This window comes from Bradyrhizobium sp. HKCCYLRH1030, assembly GCF_051168395.1.
In the GTDB taxonomy this organism is placed as follows: Bacteria; Pseudomonadota; Alphaproteobacteria; order Rhizobiales; family Xanthobacteraceae; genus Bradyrhizobium.
In genome coordinates this window covers 749,876-769,229 of record NZ_JBNPUY010000002.1, presented here as the reverse complement: position 1 = coordinate 769,229, position 19,354 = coordinate 749,876, and the positions used below count along the sequence as shown (strand labels likewise).

20 protein-coding genes and 1 tRNA gene are annotated in these 19,354 nt (G+C 65.9%); 13 read left to right on the top strand and 8 right to left on the bottom strand.

Annotation, left to right across the window (positions count from 1 at the left end; all coding sequences use genetic code 11):
- The first annotated feature begins 1 nt into the window (after nt 1).
- The 3 genes from ACQR1E_RS08905 to ACQR1E_RS08895 all read left to right on the top strand — a co-directional run bounded on the left by ACQR1E_RS08905 (nt 2) and on the right by ACQR1E_RS08895 (nt 4,296).
- Nucleotides 2-1,345, top strand: coding sequence for an amidase (locus ACQR1E_RS08905; protein WP_434896922.1), 1,344 nt, complete (start codon nt 2-4; stop codon nt 1,343-1,345).
- Nucleotides 1,346-1,444: 99 nt separating this feature from the next.
- Nucleotides 1,445-2,749 (top strand): nicotinate phosphoribosyltransferase, encoded by a 1,305-nt coding sequence (pncB, locus tag ACQR1E_RS08900; RefSeq protein WP_316173099.1) that lies wholly within the window; start codon nt 1,445-1,447, stop codon nt 2,747-2,749.
- Between the two features lie 113 nt (nt 2,750-2,862).
- Nucleotides 2,863-4,296 (top strand): caspase family protein, encoded by a 1,434-nt coding sequence (locus ACQR1E_RS08895; RefSeq protein WP_434896921.1) that lies wholly within the window; start codon nt 2,863-2,865, stop codon nt 4,294-4,296.
- Between the two features lie 37 nt (nt 4,297-4,333).
- On the opposite strand, the gene ACQR1E_RS08890 is transcribed toward ACQR1E_RS08895, so the two are convergent.
- Nucleotides 4,334-4,408 (bottom strand) — tRNA-Gly (locus ACQR1E_RS08890).
- Between the two features lie 288 nt (nt 4,409-4,696).
- Here ACQR1E_RS08890 and trxA point away from each other — a divergent pair.
- Both trxA and ACQR1E_RS08880 read left to right on the top strand, forming a co-directional pair.
- Nucleotides 4,697-5,617 (top strand): thioredoxin, encoded by a 921-nt coding sequence (gene trxA / locus ACQR1E_RS08885; RefSeq protein ID WP_434896920.1) that lies wholly within the window; start codon nt 4,697-4,699, stop codon nt 5,615-5,617.
- A 48-nt stretch (nt 5,618-5,665) separates the two neighbouring features.
- Nucleotides 5,666-6,340, top strand: a complete 675-nt coding sequence (locus tag ACQR1E_RS08880) for an LON peptidase substrate-binding domain-containing protein (RefSeq protein WP_315715855.1) — start codon at nt 5,666-5,668, stop codon at nt 6,338-6,340.
- On the opposite strand, the gene ACQR1E_RS08875 is transcribed toward ACQR1E_RS08880, so the two are convergent.
- The 3 genes from ACQR1E_RS08875 to ACQR1E_RS08865 all read right to left on the bottom strand — a co-directional run bounded on the left by ACQR1E_RS08875 (nt 6,341) and on the right by ACQR1E_RS08865 (nt 8,178).
- Nucleotides 6,341-7,171 (bottom strand): FTR1 family iron permease, encoded by an 831-nt coding sequence (locus ACQR1E_RS08875; protein WP_315750577.1) that lies wholly within the window; start codon nt 7,169-7,171, stop codon nt 6,341-6,343. It abuts the gene before it with no gap.
- 11 nt (nt 7,172-7,182) lie between these two features.
- On the bottom strand, nt 7,183-7,479 hold the full coding sequence (locus ACQR1E_RS08870) for a cupredoxin domain-containing protein (protein WP_315715853.1): 297 nt from the start codon (nt 7,477-7,479) through the stop codon (nt 7,183-7,185).
- 348 nt (nt 7,480-7,827) lie between these two features.
- The gene (locus ACQR1E_RS08865; RefSeq protein WP_316169970.1) at nt 7,828-8,178 is read right to left on the bottom strand and encodes a hypothetical protein; all 351 of its coding nucleotides are present in this window, start codon (nt 8,176-8,178) and stop codon (nt 7,828-7,830) included.
- 89 nt (nt 8,179-8,267) lie between these two features.
- Here ACQR1E_RS08865 and ACQR1E_RS08860 point away from each other — a divergent pair, with 89 nt between their 5' ends.
- Genes ACQR1E_RS08860 through ACQR1E_RS08850 form a run of 3 tightly spaced genes read left to right on the top strand, consistent with a single transcriptional unit; the run spans nt 8,268 to nt 9,997 of the window.
- The gene (locus ACQR1E_RS08860) at nt 8,268-8,810 is read left to right on the top strand and encodes a TetR/AcrR family transcriptional regulator (protein ID WP_315715851.1); all 543 of its coding nucleotides are present in this window, start codon (nt 8,268-8,270) and stop codon (nt 8,808-8,810) included.
- A gap of 56 nt (nt 8,811-8,866) precedes the next feature.
- Entirely contained in the window at nt 8,867-9,064 is a 198-nt protein-coding gene (locus ACQR1E_RS08855; protein WP_006613415.1) for a Trm112 family protein, read from the top strand.
- 3 nt (nt 9,065-9,067) lie between these two features.
- Entirely contained in the window at nt 9,068-9,997 is a 930-nt protein-coding gene (locus ACQR1E_RS08850) for an alpha/beta hydrolase (RefSeq protein ID WP_316169971.1), read from the top strand.
- 86 nt (nt 9,998-10,083) lie between these two features.
- On the opposite strand, the gene ACQR1E_RS08845 is transcribed toward ACQR1E_RS08850, so the two are convergent.
- Nucleotides 10,084-11,304, bottom strand: a complete 1,221-nt coding sequence (locus tag ACQR1E_RS08845; protein ID WP_315715849.1) for a ubiquinone biosynthesis hydroxylase — start codon at nt 11,302-11,304, stop codon at nt 10,084-10,086.
- A gap of 155 nt (nt 11,305-11,459) precedes the next feature.
- Between ACQR1E_RS08845 and tesB the strand changes: the two genes are divergently transcribed.
- Nucleotides 11,460-12,335 (top strand): acyl-CoA thioesterase II, encoded by an 876-nt coding sequence (tesB, locus tag ACQR1E_RS08840; RefSeq protein WP_315715848.1) that lies wholly within the window; start codon nt 11,460-11,462, stop codon nt 12,333-12,335.
- Nucleotides 12,336-12,340: 5 nt separating this feature from the next.
- On the opposite strand, the gene ACQR1E_RS08835 is transcribed toward tesB, so the two are convergent.
- Complete coding sequence (locus tag ACQR1E_RS08835) at nt 12,341-13,216, bottom strand: DUF4339 domain-containing protein (RefSeq protein ID WP_315750571.1); 876 nt, start codon at nt 13,214-13,216, stop codon at nt 12,341-12,343.
- Between the two features lie 208 nt (nt 13,217-13,424).
- Here ACQR1E_RS08835 and ACQR1E_RS08830 point away from each other — a divergent pair, with 208 nt between their 5' ends.
- From ACQR1E_RS08830 to ACQR1E_RS08815, 4 genes are all read left to right on the top strand, one after another.
- On the top strand, nt 13,425-13,763 hold the full coding sequence (locus ACQR1E_RS08830; protein WP_172112996.1) for a P-II family nitrogen regulator: 339 nt from the start codon (nt 13,425-13,427) through the stop codon (nt 13,761-13,763).
- Nucleotides 13,764-13,853: 90 nt separating this feature from the next.
- Nucleotides 13,854-15,164, top strand: coding sequence for an ammonium transporter (locus tag ACQR1E_RS08825; protein ID WP_434842433.1), 1,311 nt, complete (start codon nt 13,854-13,856; stop codon nt 15,162-15,164).
- A gap of 332 nt (nt 15,165-15,496) precedes the next feature.
- Complete coding sequence (locus ACQR1E_RS08820; protein WP_006611147.1) at nt 15,497-15,835, top strand: P-II family nitrogen regulator; 339 nt, start codon at nt 15,497-15,499, stop codon at nt 15,833-15,835.
- Nucleotides 15,836-15,874: 39 nt separating this feature from the next.
- Nucleotides 15,875-17,377, top strand: a complete 1,503-nt coding sequence (locus tag ACQR1E_RS08815; protein WP_316186420.1) for an ammonium transporter — start codon at nt 15,875-15,877, stop codon at nt 17,375-17,377.
- Nucleotides 17,378-18,395: 1,018 nt separating this feature from the next.
- On the opposite strand, the gene ACQR1E_RS08810 is transcribed toward ACQR1E_RS08815, so the two are convergent.
- Nucleotides 18,396-18,611 (bottom strand): dodecin family protein, encoded by a 216-nt coding sequence (locus tag ACQR1E_RS08810; RefSeq protein WP_316186421.1) that lies wholly within the window; start codon nt 18,609-18,611, stop codon nt 18,396-18,398.
- Between the two features lie 168 nt (nt 18,612-18,779).
- Nucleotides 18,780-19,193, bottom strand: coding sequence for an EVE domain-containing protein (locus ACQR1E_RS08805; RefSeq protein ID WP_434896993.1), 414 nt, complete (start codon nt 19,191-19,193; stop codon nt 18,780-18,782).
- Nucleotides 19,194-19,354: the final 161 nt, after the last annotated feature.

Sequence of the window (19,354 nt, the reverse complement as noted above, 5' to 3'; positions counted from 1 at the left end):
AATGTCCGAGCGTATCCCTGTGTCCACGCCAAAGGCCGGTGCCGGCGTTCTCGAGCTGCTGCGACGGTTTGCAGCCGATCCGACAGCGGCCACCGCCTATGGTGAAGATTGTTTGAAGAAGACGCAGGCAATCGAGCCGCGGCTGAAAGCATTCGAATATCTGCCGCGGGATGTCGCTCCAAAGACCGGCCCGCTCGGTGGAATTCCCGTCGCCATCAAGGACATCATCGCCACCTCGGACATGCCGACCACCAACGGCTCGCAGATCTACCGCGATCACGTGCCGGATGCGGACGCCTGGGTGGTCGAGCGACTGCGCAATCTCGGCGCAACCATCTTCGGCAAGACGGTCTCCACCGAATTCGCCTGGCGTCATCCAGGTCCGACCGTCAATCCATGGAACCCCGAGCACACGCCGGGCGGCTCGTCGTCCGGATCGGCCGCGGCCGTTGCGGCCGGCCTGGTCCCGCTGGCGCTGGGCACACAGACACTCGGCTCGGTGATCCGACCGGCGGCGTTCAACGGCGTTGTCGGCTTCAAGCCGAGCTTCGGCGCGATTCCCCGCGTCGGCGTGCATCCGCTCAGCCCGTCGCTCGACCATGTCGGCTTCTTCGCCCGCCGCGTCGACGACGTGGCCTTGGCCCTCTCTCTGCTGGCCGGCACCAGCGCCGATGATCGCCACGGCTGGCCTCTGCCGGGCTTCACCGTCGACGTCAAAGGGGGCATCCCGCCGCTCCGCACGCCACGGCTTGCAGTGGTGCGCTTCGCCAAATGGGAGCGCGCCGAGGCCGCGCAAAAGGCCGTGTTCGAATCCGTCATCGACAAGCTGCGCAGCGCCGGCGCGACGATCGACGAGATCGAACTGAGAGAGCTCGACGCGGTGAACTGGGATGCGATCACCACGATCATGCTCAGCGAGGCGACCACGATCTTCTCCGATCTGATCGCGCGCTATCCCGACCGGGTCAGCGAGGTCATGAAGGGCCACGTCGAGAGCGGACGAAGCAAGACGGCCATGGAATATCTCGCTGCGAAGGCGGCCCAAGCCCTCAGGCAGAAGGCGCTCGCCGCTGAGCTCGACGGCTTCGACGCAGTGCTCACCTTGCCAGCCTTCGGCGAAGCGCCGCGCGGCCTGGATTGGACCGGAGACGCCGAATATTGCGCCCCTTGGACCTTCGTCGGAGCGCCGGCCATCTCCCTGCCGGCCGGGTTCGGCAACAACGGCCTGCCACTGGGCGTGCAGATCGCCGGCCCCTATCGCAACGACCTCCACGTGCTCCGCGTCGCGAAATGGGCCGAAGCGGTGCTGGCGTTCGATCCCGGCGTGCCGCTCCTGGCGCGCTAATCGCCGCCACGACCCCCGAGCAAGGATGCCGCCGCGCCACGAGGGCCTCCTCCGACAAGCCCAGTGGCGGGTTTGCGGCCAGCGCTGTAAAACGATCACATGACAATCACAGACATCGCGAGCAGAACCTATAATCACGGTTGGCGCCTCGATCCGATCGTGCGCAGCCTGCTCGACACCGATTTTTACAAGCTGTTGATGCTGCAGATGATTCGGGAGTTCTACCCGACTCAGCAGGTGACCTTCTCGGTCATCAACCGGACCCGGCGGGTGCGGCTCGGCGACGTCATCGACGAGGGCGAATTGCGCGCCCAGCTCGACCACGCCCGCACCATCCGCTTCGCCAAGAAGGAGCTGATCTGGCTGGCCGGCAACACCTTCTACGGCAAGACCCACATGTTCTCGCCGGAGTTCATCGCCTGGCTCGCCAATTTCCGCCTGCCCGAATACGAGCTGCGCAAGTCCGACGGCCAGTACGAGCTGCATTTCCACGGGCCCTGGACCCACACCACGATGTGGGAGATCCCGGCGCTCGCGATCGTCAACGAGCTGCGCTCGCGCCAGGCCATGAAGGGCCAGGGCCGGTTCGCGCTCGACGTGCTGTTCGCCCGCGCCAAGGCCAAGCTGTGGGCCAAGGTGGAGCGGCTGCGCAAGCTCGAGGGGCTGCGGCTGTCGGATTTCGGCACCCGCCGCCGCCACGGCTTCCTGTGGCAGCGCTGGTGCGTCGAGGCCGTCAAGGAAGGTCTCGGCTCGTCGTTCACCGGCACCTCCAACGTGCTGCTGGCGATGGACAATGATCTCGAAGCGATCGGCACCAACGCGCATGAGCTGCCGATGGTCGCCGCCGCGCTTGCCAAGGACGATGACGAGCTGCGCTTCGCGCCCTATCGCATTCTCGACCAGTGGCGGCAGACCTACGCAGGCAACCTGCTGATCGCGCTGCCCGACGCATTCGGCACCAAGGCCTTCCTGCGCGACGCACCCGACTGGGTCGCCGACTGGACCGGCTTCCGTCCCGACAGCGCGCCACCGATCCAGGCCGGCGAGGAGATCATCGCCTGGTGGAAATCGAAGGGGCGCGATCCCAAGCAGAAGCTGCTCGTGTTCTCCGACGCGATGGACGTCGAATCGATCGAGCAGATCCATCATCGGTTCTCCGACCAGGTGCGGCTGTCGTTCGGCTGGGGCACCAACCTGACCAACGATTTCGTCGGCTGCTCGCCGGACGGCTCGGTCGACCTCGATCCGATCTCGCTGGTCTGCAAGGTGACGTCGGCAGACGGGCACCCCGCCGTGAAGCTGTCCGACAACCCGGAGAAGGCGACCGGCGATCCCGCCGAGATTGCCCGTTATCTCCGCGTGTTCGGCGATGCCGGCCGGGTGCGCACGCCGGTGGTCGTCTAGGTCGCCGACAGCCCACGGCAATTTCTCATTCCTGCCACGATTCTTGTTCCTGCTTTGTTCGAAATGCGGTAAAATCGTCGCACGAGCAGATCGGGTGACAGGAGATCGTTGGCATGCGTCGGGTGATCGGCCGAGTTGGACAGCTGCTGTCTGCAACCATCCTTGTCGTCGGCGCGATCCTGATCTCGACCGGGCCCGCTGCCGCCGACAAGCGGGTGGCGCTGGTGATCGGCAACGCCATCCACGAGCACGCACCGCTGCTGGACGAGCCGGCGGCGGATGCCCGGCTGATCGCCGACAGCCTGTCGCGGCTCGGCTTCACCCTGAGCGGCGGTGCCGCGCAGATCGACCTCGACAGGCGAAGCTTCGGTCGCGCGCTTGCCGAGTTCAAGGGCCGGATCGCCGACGCCGACGTCGCGCTGATCTATTATGCCGGCTATGGGCTCAACCTGGGCGGCGCCGATTATCTCGTCCCGGTCGACGCGGCGCCGGCGACAGCTGCGGATCTCAAGACCGAGTTGCGCGACCTGACTGCGATTTTGCGCGAGCTGGGCGGATCGAGCCCCCGGCAGAACGTGATCATTCTCGACGCCTTCCGCTCCAATCCGTTCGCCGGGCGCGGCATCGCCGGTCTTGCCGCCGGCCTCGTCCCGGTCGACGTTTCCGCACGGACCGTGATCTCCTTTGCCGCACAGGCCGGGACGGCGGGACAGCGCGGCCCGGACGGTCACGGCGTGTTCGCCGCCGCCCTTGCAGAGGCGCTGCAGCAGCCAGGCCAACGCCTGATCGAGACCTTCAACCAGACCAATGCGGCGGTGGAGCGTGCCACGGGCGGAGCGCAGCAGCCGCTCGTGATGTTCACGTCGATCGACGGCGGCGCTCAACTGAGCGCCGCTGCGGCGAAGCCAGCGCAGCCCGCTGGCCCCGCCGCCGCCCGGAGCAGCGCTCCCGTTTCGAGCCCGACCGCATCGTCCGACGCGGCAGATGCGCGGACGCCCGGACTTGCCGTGCTGTATGATGAGGATCTCTCCGACCCCAAGGGTAAGCGCTATTCCGGCTCGGTCACCTGGCGGACGGAGACGGTCAAGAACGCACAATCGGGACGGCCCACGCCGGTGATCCGTGGCGAGATCGACATTCCCGAGCGCAAACTGAAGGTCAGCCTGCAGTTGCGCCGCAACGACGATCCCAGCCTGCCGGCCAGCCATGTCGCCGAGCTCACATTCAGGCCCGCTGCCGATTTCGTCGGTGGCGGCATCAGCAGCGTCCCAGGAATGCTGATGAAGACGGATGAGAAGTCGCGCGGGACGCCGCTTGCCGGGCTTTCCGTCAAGATCACCGAAGGTTCGTTCCTGGTGGGCTTGTCCAACGTCGAGGCCGATCGCGCGCGCAACGAGGAGCTTCTCGCACGGCGCGAATGGTTCGACATCCCGGTCGTCTATGCGAACCAGCGCCGGGGCATCCTCGCAATCGGCAAAGGTCCCAGTGGAGATCGGGTATTCGCCGACGTGCTCGCGGCCTGGGACAAATCCCCGCCGACAAAATGATGAGGCACGAGACGAAGGAACAACGGAGCGAAATTTTTGGAGCGGGCGAAGGGGTTCGAACCCTCGACCCCGACCTTGGCAAGGTCGTGCTCTACCACTGAGCTACACCCGCATCCGTGACGCCTTGGCGGCGTGGCCGCCAGCGACGGGCAGACCTATGCCAAATGCCGCGGACGAATGCAACAGGTCTGCGACAGGTTTCGTACGCCGGCGACGTTCAAATTTTAGCGGCCGGGACCGGCCGAACCGGGCTGAGACCTGCCCATCACCGGACCGCGATGGGCGCTGATTGAAATTTCCAGCTGGACCGCCACTTAAAGTGAAAGAAAACGTGTATTGAGGCGCGGCGGCGGCCGGTTCCCGGTCGCCGTTCATCGGAATTTTTCGGACGAGGGACCCCGTGACCATTGTTGAGCAGGGCGGCGGAGCGGCGCCGCAGGTGCCGGATCTGATCAAGGACACCACGACGCAGAGCTTCGTGAAGGACGTCATCGAGGAATCGAAGCGGCAGCCGGTCCTCATCGACTTCTGGGCGCCGTGGTGCGGACCGTGCAAGCAGCTGACGCCCATCCTGGAAAAAGCCGTCAAGGCCGCCAAGGGCAAGGTCAAGCTGGTCAAGATGAACATCGACGAGCATCCGGCCATCCCCGGCCAGATGGGAATCCAGTCGATTCCGGCCGTGATCGCGTTCGTCGGCGGACGACCCGCCGATGGCTTCATGGGTGCGGTGCCCGAGAGCCAGGTCGCCGCCTTCATCGAAAAGATCACCAAGGGCGTTCCCGGCGCCGGCGAGCCCGACATCGCCGAAATCCTCAAGGAAGCCGAAGCGGTTCTCGCTGAAGGCGATGCGGCCGGCGCGGCTGAGATCTATGCCGAGGTGCTCGCGATCGATGCCGCCAACATCCCCGCGATCGCCGGGCTTGCGAAGTGCCAGGTCGAGCTCGGCGCGATCAACGAGGCCAAGCAGACGCTTGCGATGGTCCCGGACTCCAAGCGCAGCGATTCGGCGGTCTCCGCCGTGCAGGCCGCGATCGATCTGGCAGAGCAGGCCCAGTCGCTCGGGCCGGTCGGCGAGCTCGAACAGAAGGTCGCCGCCAATCCGCTCGACCACCAGGCGCGTTTTGACCTGGCGACCGCACTGAACGCCGCGGGCAAGCGGAAGGAAGCCACCGACCAGCTGCTCGAGATCGTGAAGCGTGACCGCAAATGGAACGAAGACGGCGCGCGTAAGCAGCTCGTGCAGTTCTTCGAAGCCTGGGGCGGCGCCGACGAGGCCACCATCGAGGGCCGCAAGCGGCTGTCGACGATCCTGTTTTCGTAACCCGGCTGGACGGGACGCGCGCTCGTTCCAGCGGACACGAGGTATCGCATGCCGATCAATGCCGAATATCGCGGTCCCGCCGAGCTGCCGGAGATCGTTCCGGTGTTTCCGTTGGCGGGAGCCTTGCTGCTGCCGCGCGGCCAAATGCCGCTCAACATCTTCGAGCCGCGTTATCTCGCGATGGTCGACGATGCGCTTCGTGACGGCCATCGGCTCATCGGCATGATCCAGCCCGACGTCACGCACTCCTCCAGCGAGGAGCGCCCGGTGCTGTTCAAGGTCGGCTGCGTCGGCCGGATCACGCAGCTCGCCGAGTCCGGCGATGGCCGCTACATCCTTGAGCTCACCGGCGTGTCCCGTTTCAAGGTGGTCGAGGAAATGACGGTGCTCACGCCCTATCGGCAGTGCAAGGTCGATTATTTCCCGTTCGTCGATGATTTCACGGCGCGCAAGGGTGAAGACGCGGTGGACCGCGAAGCGCTGCTCGCGGTTCTCACCGACTTCCTCAAGGCGAACAATCTCAAGGTCGACTGGGCCGGCATCGAAGCGGCGCCGAACGAAGCGCTCGTGAACGCGCTGGCGATGATGTCGCCCTATGGTCCGGCGGAGAAGCAGGCGATGCTCGAGGCGCCGGACCTGAAGACCCGCGCCGAAATCCTCATCGCCGTGACCGAGATGGATCTCGCCAAGAAGCGGACCTCGGGCGATCCGCCGCTGCAATGATCACTCGGCGGGAGCCGCGCGCGGCGCTGGCGGGGCCGCCGTCAGGCGCATCAGTGCGATGGTGGTGACGATCACCCCGATGTAGACTGCGAGCTGCATCGCGGTAGGCTGATCCGTATAGCCGATCAGAGCCTTGAGCGTCCGCCCGGCGACGCCACGCTCGGGCAGAACCGCGCTCGAATCCCACACCACATGGTCGAACGTTGTCAGCCAGTTGGCGCGGGCGAGAAAGAACACCGCCTGCGCGGCCATTCCCGCCGACAGCAGGGTGATCAGCACGGTGGTGGTCTTGAACAGCGCGCGCGGCGGGATGCGCATCAGGCCGAGATAGGTCGCGAGACAGACGGCAACGCCGAGCAGCAGGCCAAGGACGCCGCCACCGAGTAGCGCCCGCCCGCTGCCGTCGCCGGAGGCCGCCACCCCATAGAGAAACAGCGCGACCTCGCTGCCCTCGCGCAACACGGCGATGGCGATCACGGTCGCCAGCGCGACCAGCGGCTTGGCGCCGTCTGCCACCGCTTGGCCCATCGTCCGCAGCTCGGTGCTCATCTCGCGGCCGTGCCGGGCCATCCAGACATTGTGCCAGGTCAGCATGATCACGGCAGCCGACAGGATCCCCGCATTGAACAATTCCTGCCCCATGCCTTCAAAGAGCTGCGTCAACGTTCCCGCGAACGCCGCGACGATGCATGCGCCGACCAGGCCGGCAAACAGCCCCGCGCCGATCCAGCGCAGGCGATGCGGAACCGCGCTGGTGACGGCAAGCACGATACCGACGATCAGGCCGGCTTCGAACACTTCGCGGAAGACGATGATCAGGGCGGCGAGCATGGGATCTGGACCTATTGGACGTTGACGAAGCCGCGGGCCTTTTCGTTGAAGTCATTATAGAACTCGTAGCGCCCGGACTTCATGGCGCGGACGTTGAGCACCGCCTCGCTGTTGGCCGCGATCACCTTCTCGACCTTCAGGGTCTCGCTCTCGAACTCGATGGCCTTGCCCTCCATGTTCCGGACGCGGATGGTCAGCGGCGCGTCCGCGGGAACGGTCGGCTCCTTGGGCTCGAATTGACCGTTGGCATAGGTGAGGCAGATCTCGCTCGATCCCCCGGCGTGCGCCTGCGCTGCCATCAACAGCATGCCGACGCTTCCACCTACGACGACCAACTTCCGCACCACGTCGACCAACATCGATCCGTCCCCTCTCCTATCCAGACAAGCAAATCGGAGAACGGTTGTGCGCCCGGATCGATGTCGACGCCGGGCACCCGTTCGCGACGACGAACAGCTAAGCGGCTCGTCGCCGTGTCTGCAAAGAGACTCCTTCTAAGTTGGAACCATTCTTGGCGAATGTGTCGTGGCAGTGGCCTCGCGGTGAACGGAGTGCGGCCGAACAGCAGTTGAGGCGACGCGGCGGTTACGGAGCGTCGCGATGCCTTCCTCTCGCCGGGTACGTGGCGGCGCTGCGGTGGACCGGGATTCGCCGCGTCAGTAGCCGGCGATGGCGAGACTGACTACGCCGGCGAGCATGACCCAGCCGAAATGCCGCCCGCGCGTCGCGAGCGCATTGGCGCCTGCGGCGAAAGCGAACACGACGATGACCGTGGTCACCGTCCAATGCCGCGCCGACTCCGACGTCATTTGCGGGGCGACGGCGAGCAGCACGCCACAGCCGATCCACGCCACCGTGCCAGTCTGCCAGACCAGCCGCAGCAGGGTTCGCAGCCGCTCCGGCGAGATGGTGGCACGCGCGAAAACCGTCGTCTCGCCGAGCACGCCGTGGATCACGGCGACGGTGATCGCCATCAGCCCCGCGGTCACGAGCAGCGCATCGCGCATGGCACGCCTCCATACAGTTATGTATGGACAATGCACGAAGCCCTGGCGGTCGTCAATACAGCTGTGTATGGTCGTCTCATGGTGACGACATGACCGATCAGCTCTCGGCCGACGATTGGCTGACACAGGGATTGAAGGTGCTGGCCAGCCGGGGCTTCACCGCGCTGAAGGCGGAGCCGCTGGCGAAAGCCTTGGGCGTGTCGCGCGGCAGCTTCTACTGGCATTTCGCCGATGTGGCCGGGTTTCACGCGGCCCTCCTCAAGAAGTGGCGGGAGATTGCGGCCGAGCAGATCATCACCGGGGTGGAGGCGAACGCCGGCGACCAGCCGGCCATTGCCGTGCTCCTCCGCCGCGCGTTCAACGTCAAGCTCACCCTGGAGCGCGCCGTGCGCAACTGGGCCGGATCCGACCCCGCCGCGCGGCAGGCTGTCCAAGCCATCGACAGGCGCCGGCTGGGCTATGTCGAGAGCCTGCTTGCAGCCGAGGGACTAGTGCCGGCGATCGCGCGCGCACGCGCCCAGGTGCTGTACTGGACCTTCCTCGGCCACGCGCTGTCGGATCGGCCGTTGCCGGCCGAGCAACTGGACGCGGTCATCGACGAGCTGATCCGGATCGCCCGGCACATGCCTTGAAGCACGACAAGCGAGCGGACGTTATGCTACAGAGGCGCCCGCCGGAGACCCTTGCCATGAACGCCCCGCTCGAACGCCCCGCCAATTCCGTCGATCCCAAGCTGCTCGAGATCCTGGTCTGCCCGATGACCAAGGGCCCGCTGGAATACGACGCGGCGAAACAGGAGCTGGTCTCGCGGTCGGCGAAGCTCGCCTACCCGATCCGCGATGGCATCCCGATCATGCTGCCCGAGGAAGCGCGGAAGATCGACTGACCGATGCGGCCCGTCGTGATCCGCTGTGCGCTCGCCGTGGCGCTGATGGCCCTCGCTTCGGGGGTCTCGGCCGAGGAGAGCGCCGTCCGCATTGGCGCACTCGACGCCGTCCTGACGACGCCAGCGGGTGTCGAGCGCCCGCCGGTGGCGCTGCTGATCGCCGGCTCCGGGTCGACGGACCGGGATGGCAATGGGCCGCAGCTCAAGCCGGCGACCTTGAAGAAGCTCGCCGAGCAGCTCGCCACCCAAGGCATCGCCAGCCTGCGCTACGACAAGCGCGGCGCACGCGGCTGGAAGGCGGAGTTCGGCAAGCCGGAGGACTTCCGCTTCAAGGACTACGTCGACGACGCCGCCGCGCTGGTCGACTTCCTGCGCGGCAAGTTCGCCCGCATCGTTCTCGTCGGCCACAGCGAGGGCGGCCTGGTCGCCATCCTCACCGCCCGCCGCACCCCGGTCGACCGCCTCGTGCTGCTCACCACATCGGCGCGGCGGCAGGGCGACCTGTTGAAGGCGCAGCTCGAGAAGAAGCTGCCGGCCGCGAAGATGGAGCCGGTCGCCAAGGCGATCGACGCCATCATGGCCGGGCAGGTCGTGGACCCGCCACCGCCCGAGCTGCCGGTCGCACCGAGCATGCAGCCCAGCATCGGCTCCGCCTTTGCCGAGGACCCGATCGATCCACTGAAGCAGCTCACGATCCCGATTCTGATCGTCGGCGGCGCCCGCGACCACCAGATCGCACGCCTCGACATGGTCGCGCTCGCCGCCGCCGCACCGGCCGCCAAGTCGCTGTGGCTGCCGGAGATGAACCACGTCCTGGTCGACGTCGCCAACGAGGACGAGAACCTCGCCTCCTACAACGACCCCGACCGTCCGCTCGACCCCGACATGGTCGAGGCCGTCGCCGGCTTCATCGCCGCCGCAGGCCCGCGCTGAGCTCTTTGTTCGAGCATGATCTCCGCGCAAACGCCTTCGGCGTTTGTCGCGAGGGAAGACCGGTTCCCGTTTTTCCGGATCATGCTCTACAGCGCCTCACCCTTCAGCAGCCGTGGCATCTCTCCGGTGAGGCCCGCGGCCTGCTTGATGAACAGCTCCTTCAACGGCGGCGCGCGATCGACGATGCCAAGGCCGATGTCGCGCACGGCCCGCAACAGCGTCGACTTGTTCGAGAACAGGAAGTTCAGCGAATTGGTGGCAACGCCCATCGCCATCGTGTCGAAGCGGCGCCAGCGCTGGTAGCGTTCGAGGACATCGACCTGCCCCGGATCGATCCCCATTCTTGCCGCATCGACCACGACCTCGGCCAGTGCGGCGACGTCTTTCAGCCCCATATTGAGCCCCTGCCCCGCGATGGGGTGGATCACATGGGCGGCGTCGCCGACCAGCGCCAGCCGCGGCGCGATGAACGAGCGGGCGACGAAGTAGGACAGCGGAAAAGCGCGCGGCTGGTCGAGCACCTTCAACTCGCCGAGATGCAGACCCGCGCGCTTCTCCAGCTCGGCATGGAATTCATCCGCGCTGAGCGCGACGAGGCGCTTCGCCTCGGCGCGCCGCTCGGTCCACACCAGCGAGGAGCGCTTGCCGGTCAGCGGCAAGATCGCGAATGGTCCGGGCGGCAGAAAATGCTCCTCGGCGCGGCCGCCATGGTCGCGTTCATGACCGATGGTCGCGACGATGCCGGACTGGTCATAGTCCCAGCCATGGGTCTGGATGCCCGCGCGCTCGCGCAGCTTCGAACGCGCGCCGTCAGCGGCCACCAGCAGGCTCGCCTCGAGCTGGCTGCCGTCGCCCAGAGTCACCGCGATGCCGTCGGCCCGCGTCACGAAGCCGGTCACCGGCATCGCCTTGAGCTCGACGCCTGCGGCCTCCGCATGCCGCACCAGCGCGTCGATCAAGAGCCGGTTCTCGACCATGTGCGCGAACGGCTCTCCGGCCTCGACCTGGCCCGCGAACGTCAGGAACGACGGGCGGGTCGCGTCCTCGAGCTTGGAATCGGTAATGACCATGTCGAGGATCGGCTGCGCCTGCGGCGCCACGTCCGCCCAGACCCCGATCGCATCGAACAGCTTGCGGCACGCCGCGACGATGGCGCTGGCGCGTGGATCGCGGCTCGGCCGGTTGGCGAGCGCCGGATCGGCCACGATCACCGGCACTTCGGGACCGAGCCCCTGCCGAAGCGCGAGCGCGAGCGCCAGGCCGGCAAAGGCCCCGCCACAAATGACAATGCTTCGCTGTGTCGTCATGCCACCCTGCTCACAGTTACTCTTGCGGGAGGATTATAGCTGGGCGAAACAGGGGCGTGAACCAAGGGCTGCCCCCCGAGGCCATCAATTCCGGATGCCTGATCCCGCGAGAACGGGACCGGAGCGGCCGGCCGAGCCAGCGAAAGCACCACGCCATGTCCAAGGGACTGATCGACCTGATCTCGATCCTCGATCTCGAGCCGATCGAGGTGAACCTGTTCCGCGGCAACAGCCCGAAGACGAGCTGGCAGCGCGTGTTCGGCGGCCAGGTGATCGGCCAGGCGATGATGGCGGCCTGCCGCACCGTCGAGGGCCGGCTGCCGCATTCGCTGCACTGCTACTTCATCCTGCCCGGCGACCCGCAGGTGCCGATCATCTACCAGGTCGAGCGTCTGCGCGACGGCAAGAGCTATGCGACGCGGCGCGTCACCGCGATCCAGCACGGCAATGCGATCTTCTCGATCATGGTGTCGTTCCACAGCGACGAGGAGAGCGCGTTCAACCACCAGGACAAGATGCCGGACGTGCCGCCGCCGGAGAAGCTGACGGCGGAGGAGATCTCCAAGCAGCCGATGTTTCAGGAAGTCTTCCAAAGGATGCCGGACTTCATCCGCCGCTACTACGAATCCGACCGGCCGATCGAGCTGCGCCCCGTCGAACTGAACCGGTACTTCGGCCAGAAGATCGAGGATGGCCGCATCAACGTCTGGATCAAGACGGCGGCGAAGCTGCCCGATGATCCGGCGCTGCACATGTGCGCGCTGGCCTATGCCTCGGACTTCTCGCTGCTCGACGCGGTCATGGCGCGCTATGGCCGCACCTTGTTCGACAAGCGCATGATGCCGGCCTCGCTGGATCACGCGATGTGGTTTCACCGGCCGTTCCGCGCCGACGAATGGCTGCTTTATGCGCAGGATTCGCCGAGCGCGCAGGGCGGCCGCGGGCTCACCCGCGGCTCGATCTTCAAGCCCGACGGCACGCTGGTCGCCTCCGTGGCGCAGGAGGGCTCGATCCGCGAGCGCCGCGCCTAGCCGCATCACACCGGCTGTGCCGTCCGCGGGACGACCGCGAATTGCGACACGTACCAGGCGCTGTACCAGCGCAGCAGCCACGGGATCGGAATGATCACCGAGCAGCCGAGCACGAACGCGAAGGTGCGCCACAGCACCTGCAGGCCCGAGCCGGTGAACACGACCTCGCGCCGCGTCCCCTGGATGTTGCGGCAGACCCAGCGCATCCAGGCGGTCAGCACCCAGGCCCAGCCGATGACGGTGATGCCCGACACGATCATCAGCAGGTACCAGCCGGCATAGACGACGGGGCTGCCTTCGAAATGGATCGGCAACCGCTCGCCATTCGAGGCGAGGTTGCTCAGCAGCCAGCGCAGCACCATCCAGCCCAGGAACGCCGGGGCAACCAGCGAGATCAGGTTGAGGATCGGCCGGTCGCTGAGGCCGACATAGGCCAGCACGCCCATGGCGATGAAGACGTACCAGATGTCGAGCGGCTGGCCGGTGAAGGTGAGGTTCGGCCGGCCGGGCACCCGCATCCGCTCGATCACGTAGCGGTAGAGATAGACAGCGGTCCAGGGCGTGATCACCACCAGGAACTGGCCGACGACATACAGCAGCGTCCAGCCGAGATAGGACCAGGTGTCGAGCTTGACCGAGAGCGCGCCGCCCGACGCAGGCACGCCGGCCTCGAACGCGGGCGGGACGCCGGGGGAGATGCTCGGCACGCCCGACATCAGGCCGGGAATGCGCCCGGCCTTCTCCCAGCCGGCCATGCCGTCGCTCCACAGCAGCGTCTCGGCCGTGACGACACCCCGGGCGATCAGGTCGCGCAGTTCGTCTTCCGAAATGGGGCCCTGTTGCTGGCCTTGCGCCGCGTAATACCAGGAACGATTCGACATGGGATGTCCTTGAATGGAGGATGGCAGGAAAACGTCTTCAGTCTGTCGGGCGATGTCGCGTTCCGTTCAGTGATATCCGTCACTCCTTGACGTTTTCGCTTAACGCTGCGCTGATTTTGTGCCATTTGCCTAGGAACAGGCCAAAACGGCCATCCCAAGCCTGCCTCCGAAACAGGCGGCTTCTACCTGAGGAAACCAAGGCCCGCCCATGAAGCTCGTCGTCGCGATCATCAAACCCTTCAAGCTCGACGAGGTGCGCCAGGCCCTCACCGCGATCGGCGTCCACGGCATGACCGTCACCGAGGTCAAGGGCTACGGCCGCCAGAAGGGCCATACCGAGATCTACCGGGGCGCCGAATATATCGTGAACTTCCTGCCCAAGCTGCGCATCGAGATCGCGGTCAACTCGGACATCGCCGAGAAGGCGGTCGAGGTGATCACGACGCACGCGCGCACCGGCCAGATCGGCGACGGCAAGATCTTCGTGACGCCGATCGATCATGCCCGCCGCATCCGCACCGGCGAAACCGACACCGACGCACTCTAAGCCCGTCAAGCAGCCGCAACGGCTGCACGCCCGCCGCAACGGCGCGGCGGACTGCAAAATCCTAACATCTGACATGCCGGGGGGACTGTCATGGAGACCAGCGCGTCTCGTAGCCTGCGCGCGTCTGCAGCATTGGCTGCAGCGGGAGCGATTGCCTTCACCACGCCAGCAGCGGCCGCAGCGCCGTCCACGATCGAACCGGCCGACACCGCCTGGATGATCGTCGCCACCGCTTTGGTGCTGATGATGACCATTCCGGGTCTGGCGCTGTTCTACTCGGGCATGGTGCGCAAGAAGAACGTACTGGCGACGATGGCGCAGAGCCTCGCAGCCGTGATGCTGATCTCGATCCTGTGGGTCGCATTCGGCTACTCGCTGGCCTTCGTCGGCGACGGCACCTGGATCGGCTCGCTCGACCGCGCCTTCCTCGCCGGCATGGGCATGGACAGCGTCCATCCCGGCGCCAAGACGATCCCCGAGTCGCTGTTCATGCTGTACCAGATGACGTTCGCGATCATCACGGTGGCGCTGGTGGCGGGCTCGGTCGCCGACCGCATGCGCTTCTCCGCCTACCTCCTGTTCAGCATCGCATGGTTCATCTTCGTCTATGTGCCACTGGCGCATTGGATCTGGGGCGGCGGCTTTCTCGCGCAGGCCGGCGTGGTCGACTTCGCCGGCGGTCTCGTCGTGCATCTCTCCGCGGGCACCGCGGGATTGGTCGCGGCGCTGGTGATGGGACGGCGCCAGGGCTACGGCAGCGAGAACCTCTCGCCGTTCGATCTGTCGCTCGCGGTGGTCGGCACCGGCCTGCTCTGGGTCGGCTGGTTCGGCTTCAATGGCGGCTCGGCTTTGGGCGCGAATGCGCATGCGGTGATGGCGATCCTGACGACGCATCTGGCCGCCTGCGCCGGCGCCGTCACCTGGGGCGCGCTGGAATGGTCGACGCGGCGCAAGCCGTCTGTGCTCGGCATGATCTCCGGCGCGGTGGCCGGCCTCGGCACCATCACGCCCGCGTCCGGCTTCGTCGCCCCCTGGCATGGGCTGGTGATCGGCGCGCTCGCCGGTATCATCTGCTACTGGGCCTGCACCTCGCTGAAGCACCGCTTCAACTATGACGATTCGCTCGACGTGTTCGGCGTCCACGGCGTCGGCGGCCTCACCGGCACCGTGCTGGCCGGCGTGTTCGCGACCGCCGCGATCGGCGGCACGACGGGGCTGATCGAGGGCAACCCGAAGCAGCTTACGGCCCAGCTCTACGGCGTCGCCGTCACCCTGGTGTGGTCGGGCGGCGTCACCTGGGGGCTCCTGAAGCTGGTCAGCGCCTTCGTGCCGCTGCGGGTGTCGCGTGAGCACGAGCTGGAAGGACTCGACATCTCCCAGCATGGCGAGGCGCTGCAATAGCTGCAGCAATTGACGCCAATTGACCTGTTCGGCGCCGCAGGATTCTGCCCGCGCGCTGAGCAGCATTGTGTCTTGAGCCTGACATGCGCAACTTTTGCGCATGCCTGCCCATTCCTTGAGCGCGACGGAATAGCGCAGCCCCTGCTGCCCCTCCCGAGGGGTGAAAAGGCCAGGATTCACCGCTCGTTAGCCCTGACCAGCCGTCTGGCACGGCATTTGATTCTATCGCTCCCGGCTGTGCCCGCGTCGTGAAGATTTCTCCGCGTGGTGAACCTCAGTCGACAGGAAGCGCTCGGTAACGTCCGTGCCGGGCCCAAGCGGGGATAGGACCCATGAAAATTGTTATGGCGATCATTAAGCCATTCAAGCTCGAAGAAGTCCGGGACGCCCTGACCGCCATCGGCGTTCATGGTCTCACGGTGACGGAAGTGAAGGGGTACGGCCGTCAGAAAGGTCATACGGAAATCTACCGCGGCGCCGAATATGCGGTGAGCTTCCTGCCCAAGATCAAGATCGAGGTCGCGATCCCCTCCGACCAGGTCGACAAGACCATCGATGCGATCAGCTCGGCCGCCAAGACCGGCCAGATCGGCGACGGCAAGATCTTCGTCATCAGCCTCGACCACGCCGTGCGTATCCGCACCGGCGAAGCGGACGCTGCGGCCCTTTGATTTCGCGCTCAAACCAGAACACTTACGGAGTACAATAAAATGACGTTCAAGCGTCCAACCAGCGCGGGATGGGTTACGCTCGCAATTGCAGGGCTCTGCGTCGCAGGCCTCGTCGATGTGGCGTTCGCCGAGGACGCGCCTGCCGCCGCTGCCGCAGCCGCCCCCGTTCCCAACAAGGGCGACGTCGCCTGGATGCTCGTGTCCAGCGCGCTCGTCCTGATGATGTCCATCCCCGGCCTCGCGCTGTTCTATGGCGGCCTCGTCCGCACCAAGAACATGGCCTCGGTCCTCACCCAGGTGTTCGCGATCGTCGCCATGGTCGGCGTGGTCTGGACGCTCTACGGCTACTCGCTCGCCTTCACCGACGGCGGCAGCATGACCAAATATGTCGGCGGCTTCGCCAAGGCCTTCCTGCACGGGGTCGATGCCAACTCCACCGCCGCGACCTTCTCGAACGGCGTCGTGATTCCGGAGTTCGCCTACTTCGTGTTCCAGATGACCTTCGCGATGATCACCCCGGCCCTGATCGTCGGCGCCTTCGCCGAGCGCATCAAGTTCTCGGCAGTGATGCTGTTCGTGCTGCTGTGGGTGACCTTCATCTACTTCCCGATCGCGCATTGGGTCTGGTACGTGCCCGCGCCGGATGACGTTGCTGCCGCCGCCAAGGCTCTCGCTGCCGCTGGCGACGCTGCCGCCAAGACCGCCGCCCAGGCCAAGCTCGACGAAGTTAGCAGCAACGCCGGCTGGCTGTTCCAGGCGGGTGCCCTCGACTTCGCTGGCGGCACCGTGGTGCACATCAACGCTGGCATCGCGGGCCTCGTCGGCGCCGTCCTGATCGGCAAGCGCACCGGCTACGGCAAGGAGCTGATGGCTCCGCACTCGCTGACCATGACCATGATCGGCGCCGCGCTGCTGTGGGTCGGCTGGTTCGGCTTCAACGCCGGCTCCAACCTGGAATCGAACGGCGTCACCGCGCTGGCCTTCGTCAACACCATGGTCGCGACCGCCGGTGCGGCGCTGTCCTGGCTGCTGTGCGAATGGGCCGTCAAGGGCAAGCCGTCGCTGCTCGGTATCTGCTCGGGCGCGGTCGCCGGTCTCGTCGCCGTTACCCCGGCCTCCGGTTATGCCGGTCCGATCGGCGCGCTGGTGCTCGGCCTGATCGTCTCCCCGGTCTGCCTGTTCTTCGTCTCCACCGTGAAGAACGCGCTGGGCTATGACGACGCGCTCGACGTGTTCGGCGTGCACTGCATCGGCGGCATCATCGGCGCTCTGGCCACCGGCATCCTGGTCAACCCGGCTCTGGGTGGCGTCGGCATCACCGACTACACCAACATCACCGGCAACAACGCCGGCACCTACGACTTCGCCACGCAGATGCTGGCGCAGATCCAGGCCGTCCTCGCCACGCTGGTGTGGTCGGGTGTCGGCTCGGCGATCCTCTACAAGGTCGTCGACGTGATTATCGGCCTGCGCCCGACCGTGGAGCAGGAGCGCGAGGGTCTCGACATCACCGACCACGGCGAGCGCGCCTACAACTACTGAGTTCTCCCGGGACTTGGTCGTACGCGACCAGGTCCGCAACTTCGGTTCGGGCAAATACCCGGCAATGCCCTGACCGTTGAGGGGCTCCAGCGCAAGCTGGGGCCCCTTTCTTTTTGTTTGGATCGTGAGGGCCGAGCGCGCGCCAAATAGCCGATGTCGTCCCTGCGAACGCAGGGATCCATACCGCGTGATGTTTGTAAGAGGCAGGCTGCGAGTCCCGTGCAAGACAACTGAACCCTGTGGTTATGGATCCCGGGTCGGCGCGCTTCGCGCTTGCCCGGGACGACAGCTGTGGTTGGCGGTCCCGGCGTTGCCTCGACAAGCAGCTCGAAGGCGAACGATCTCGTTCTCGCGACACGATGCGCCCGAGCTGTGCTGAAACTACCGCCCTCCTCAAACAGAGGGCGCAGGGAAGGCCGGGCGCTGGCCGCGCCCGTGGCCCGCCAGCGAAAGAAAATGCTGGCGGCAGGTACCACAGGTCTGGCCGAACACACCCGGCCCTCCCTGCGCGATTGGTTTTAACGGCTGCTTCGCGTTCTCCCTGGTGCGCCGGCTTGCTGGCCACCATCACGAGCGCGACACGCTGAGGGCATCGGCACCCGCTTGATATCAGCGTCGGGATATCAGGACCGCGCGACTTGACCGTGCGTGCATCGCCGTTCGTCCGCGCGATCAGCTCACGCTGCGTCGACCCACGCCCATCGCATCCCACTGCCAACGATCCGTGACGGTCGCGAAACGTCCCTCATGCGGCAGCAGGGACGTGCGGAAATGTGCAGGTGATTTGCCCGACGGTGCAATGCCGGCAGCGTGCGACAAACTAACACGACGGGCAATTCGCGCATGACAGGCTTGCGGCGGCAGCCGTCTGCCGCGCGGCGTTCCGGGACGCCGAACCGAAATCACGGAACAAGGTCATGCCCCTCGTGCGGGGCATGACGCCGGACTCGGAAGCTCGATCCCGCTGCCCGTCCATCGGCCGACGGAAGATTCGACGGAAGTCGAGGGTCAATTCAACTCACGAACCTTCGAACTTGAACGACACGTTGAGCTTGGCCCGATAGGCTTCGACTTTCCCCTTCGCATCGAGTTGCATGTCGAGCTTGACGACTTCTGCAACGCGCAGGTCCCGGAGTGTTTTCGCAGCTTGTTCGACCGCGTTCGCGGCCGCCTTTTCCCACGATTCGCTGCTGGTACCGATCAGCTCGATGACTTTGTAGACGCTGTCCGACATGCCGGTCTCCTGTTCGGTATGGAGCAGGAAGCAGGTGCTCCCTGCCACAACTGAACGTAGCATCATCGCGCGGCGCCTGAAAGGACGCAGCCTACCCATGGCAGCCACAGGTCCGGAGCTACCACGAATGGCGCTAACGCCTTGCGCGTCTCACAAGCCCTTGCGCCCCTACACGCCGCCCAGCTTGCAGACGTGCTTCCATTCCGCAGGCGTGACCGGCTGCACCGACAGCCGCGACTGCTTCACCAGCGCCATCTCGCTCAGCATCTTGTCGGCCTTGATCGCGGCGAGCGTCACCGGGGTCTTGAAGGGCTTGTGCGCCTTGATGTCGACGCAGACGAACTTGCCGGTCTTGTCGGTCGGATCAGGATAGGCTTCCTTGATGATCTCGGCGATGCCGACGATCTCCTTGCCCTCGTTGGAATGATAATAGAAGGCGAGGTCGCCCTTCTTCATCGCCACCAGGTTCTGCCGCGCCGTGTAGTTGCGCACGCCGATCCAGGCCTCCCCCTTCGCGCCCTTCGCCACCTGCTGGTCCCACGACCATACCGAGGGTTCGGATTTCACCAGCCAGTAGTTCATGATGGTCGTCTCTTTCCACTCGTCCTGGCCAGGCAAAAGCGCGAAGCGCTGGGAGGTCCCGGCCATCCACGTCGCACTGCTCGGCGCATTATCCAAGACATGGATGCCCGCGACAAGCGCGGGCATGACGGCGGAGAGAGCGTCGTGCTGGATGACGTCGG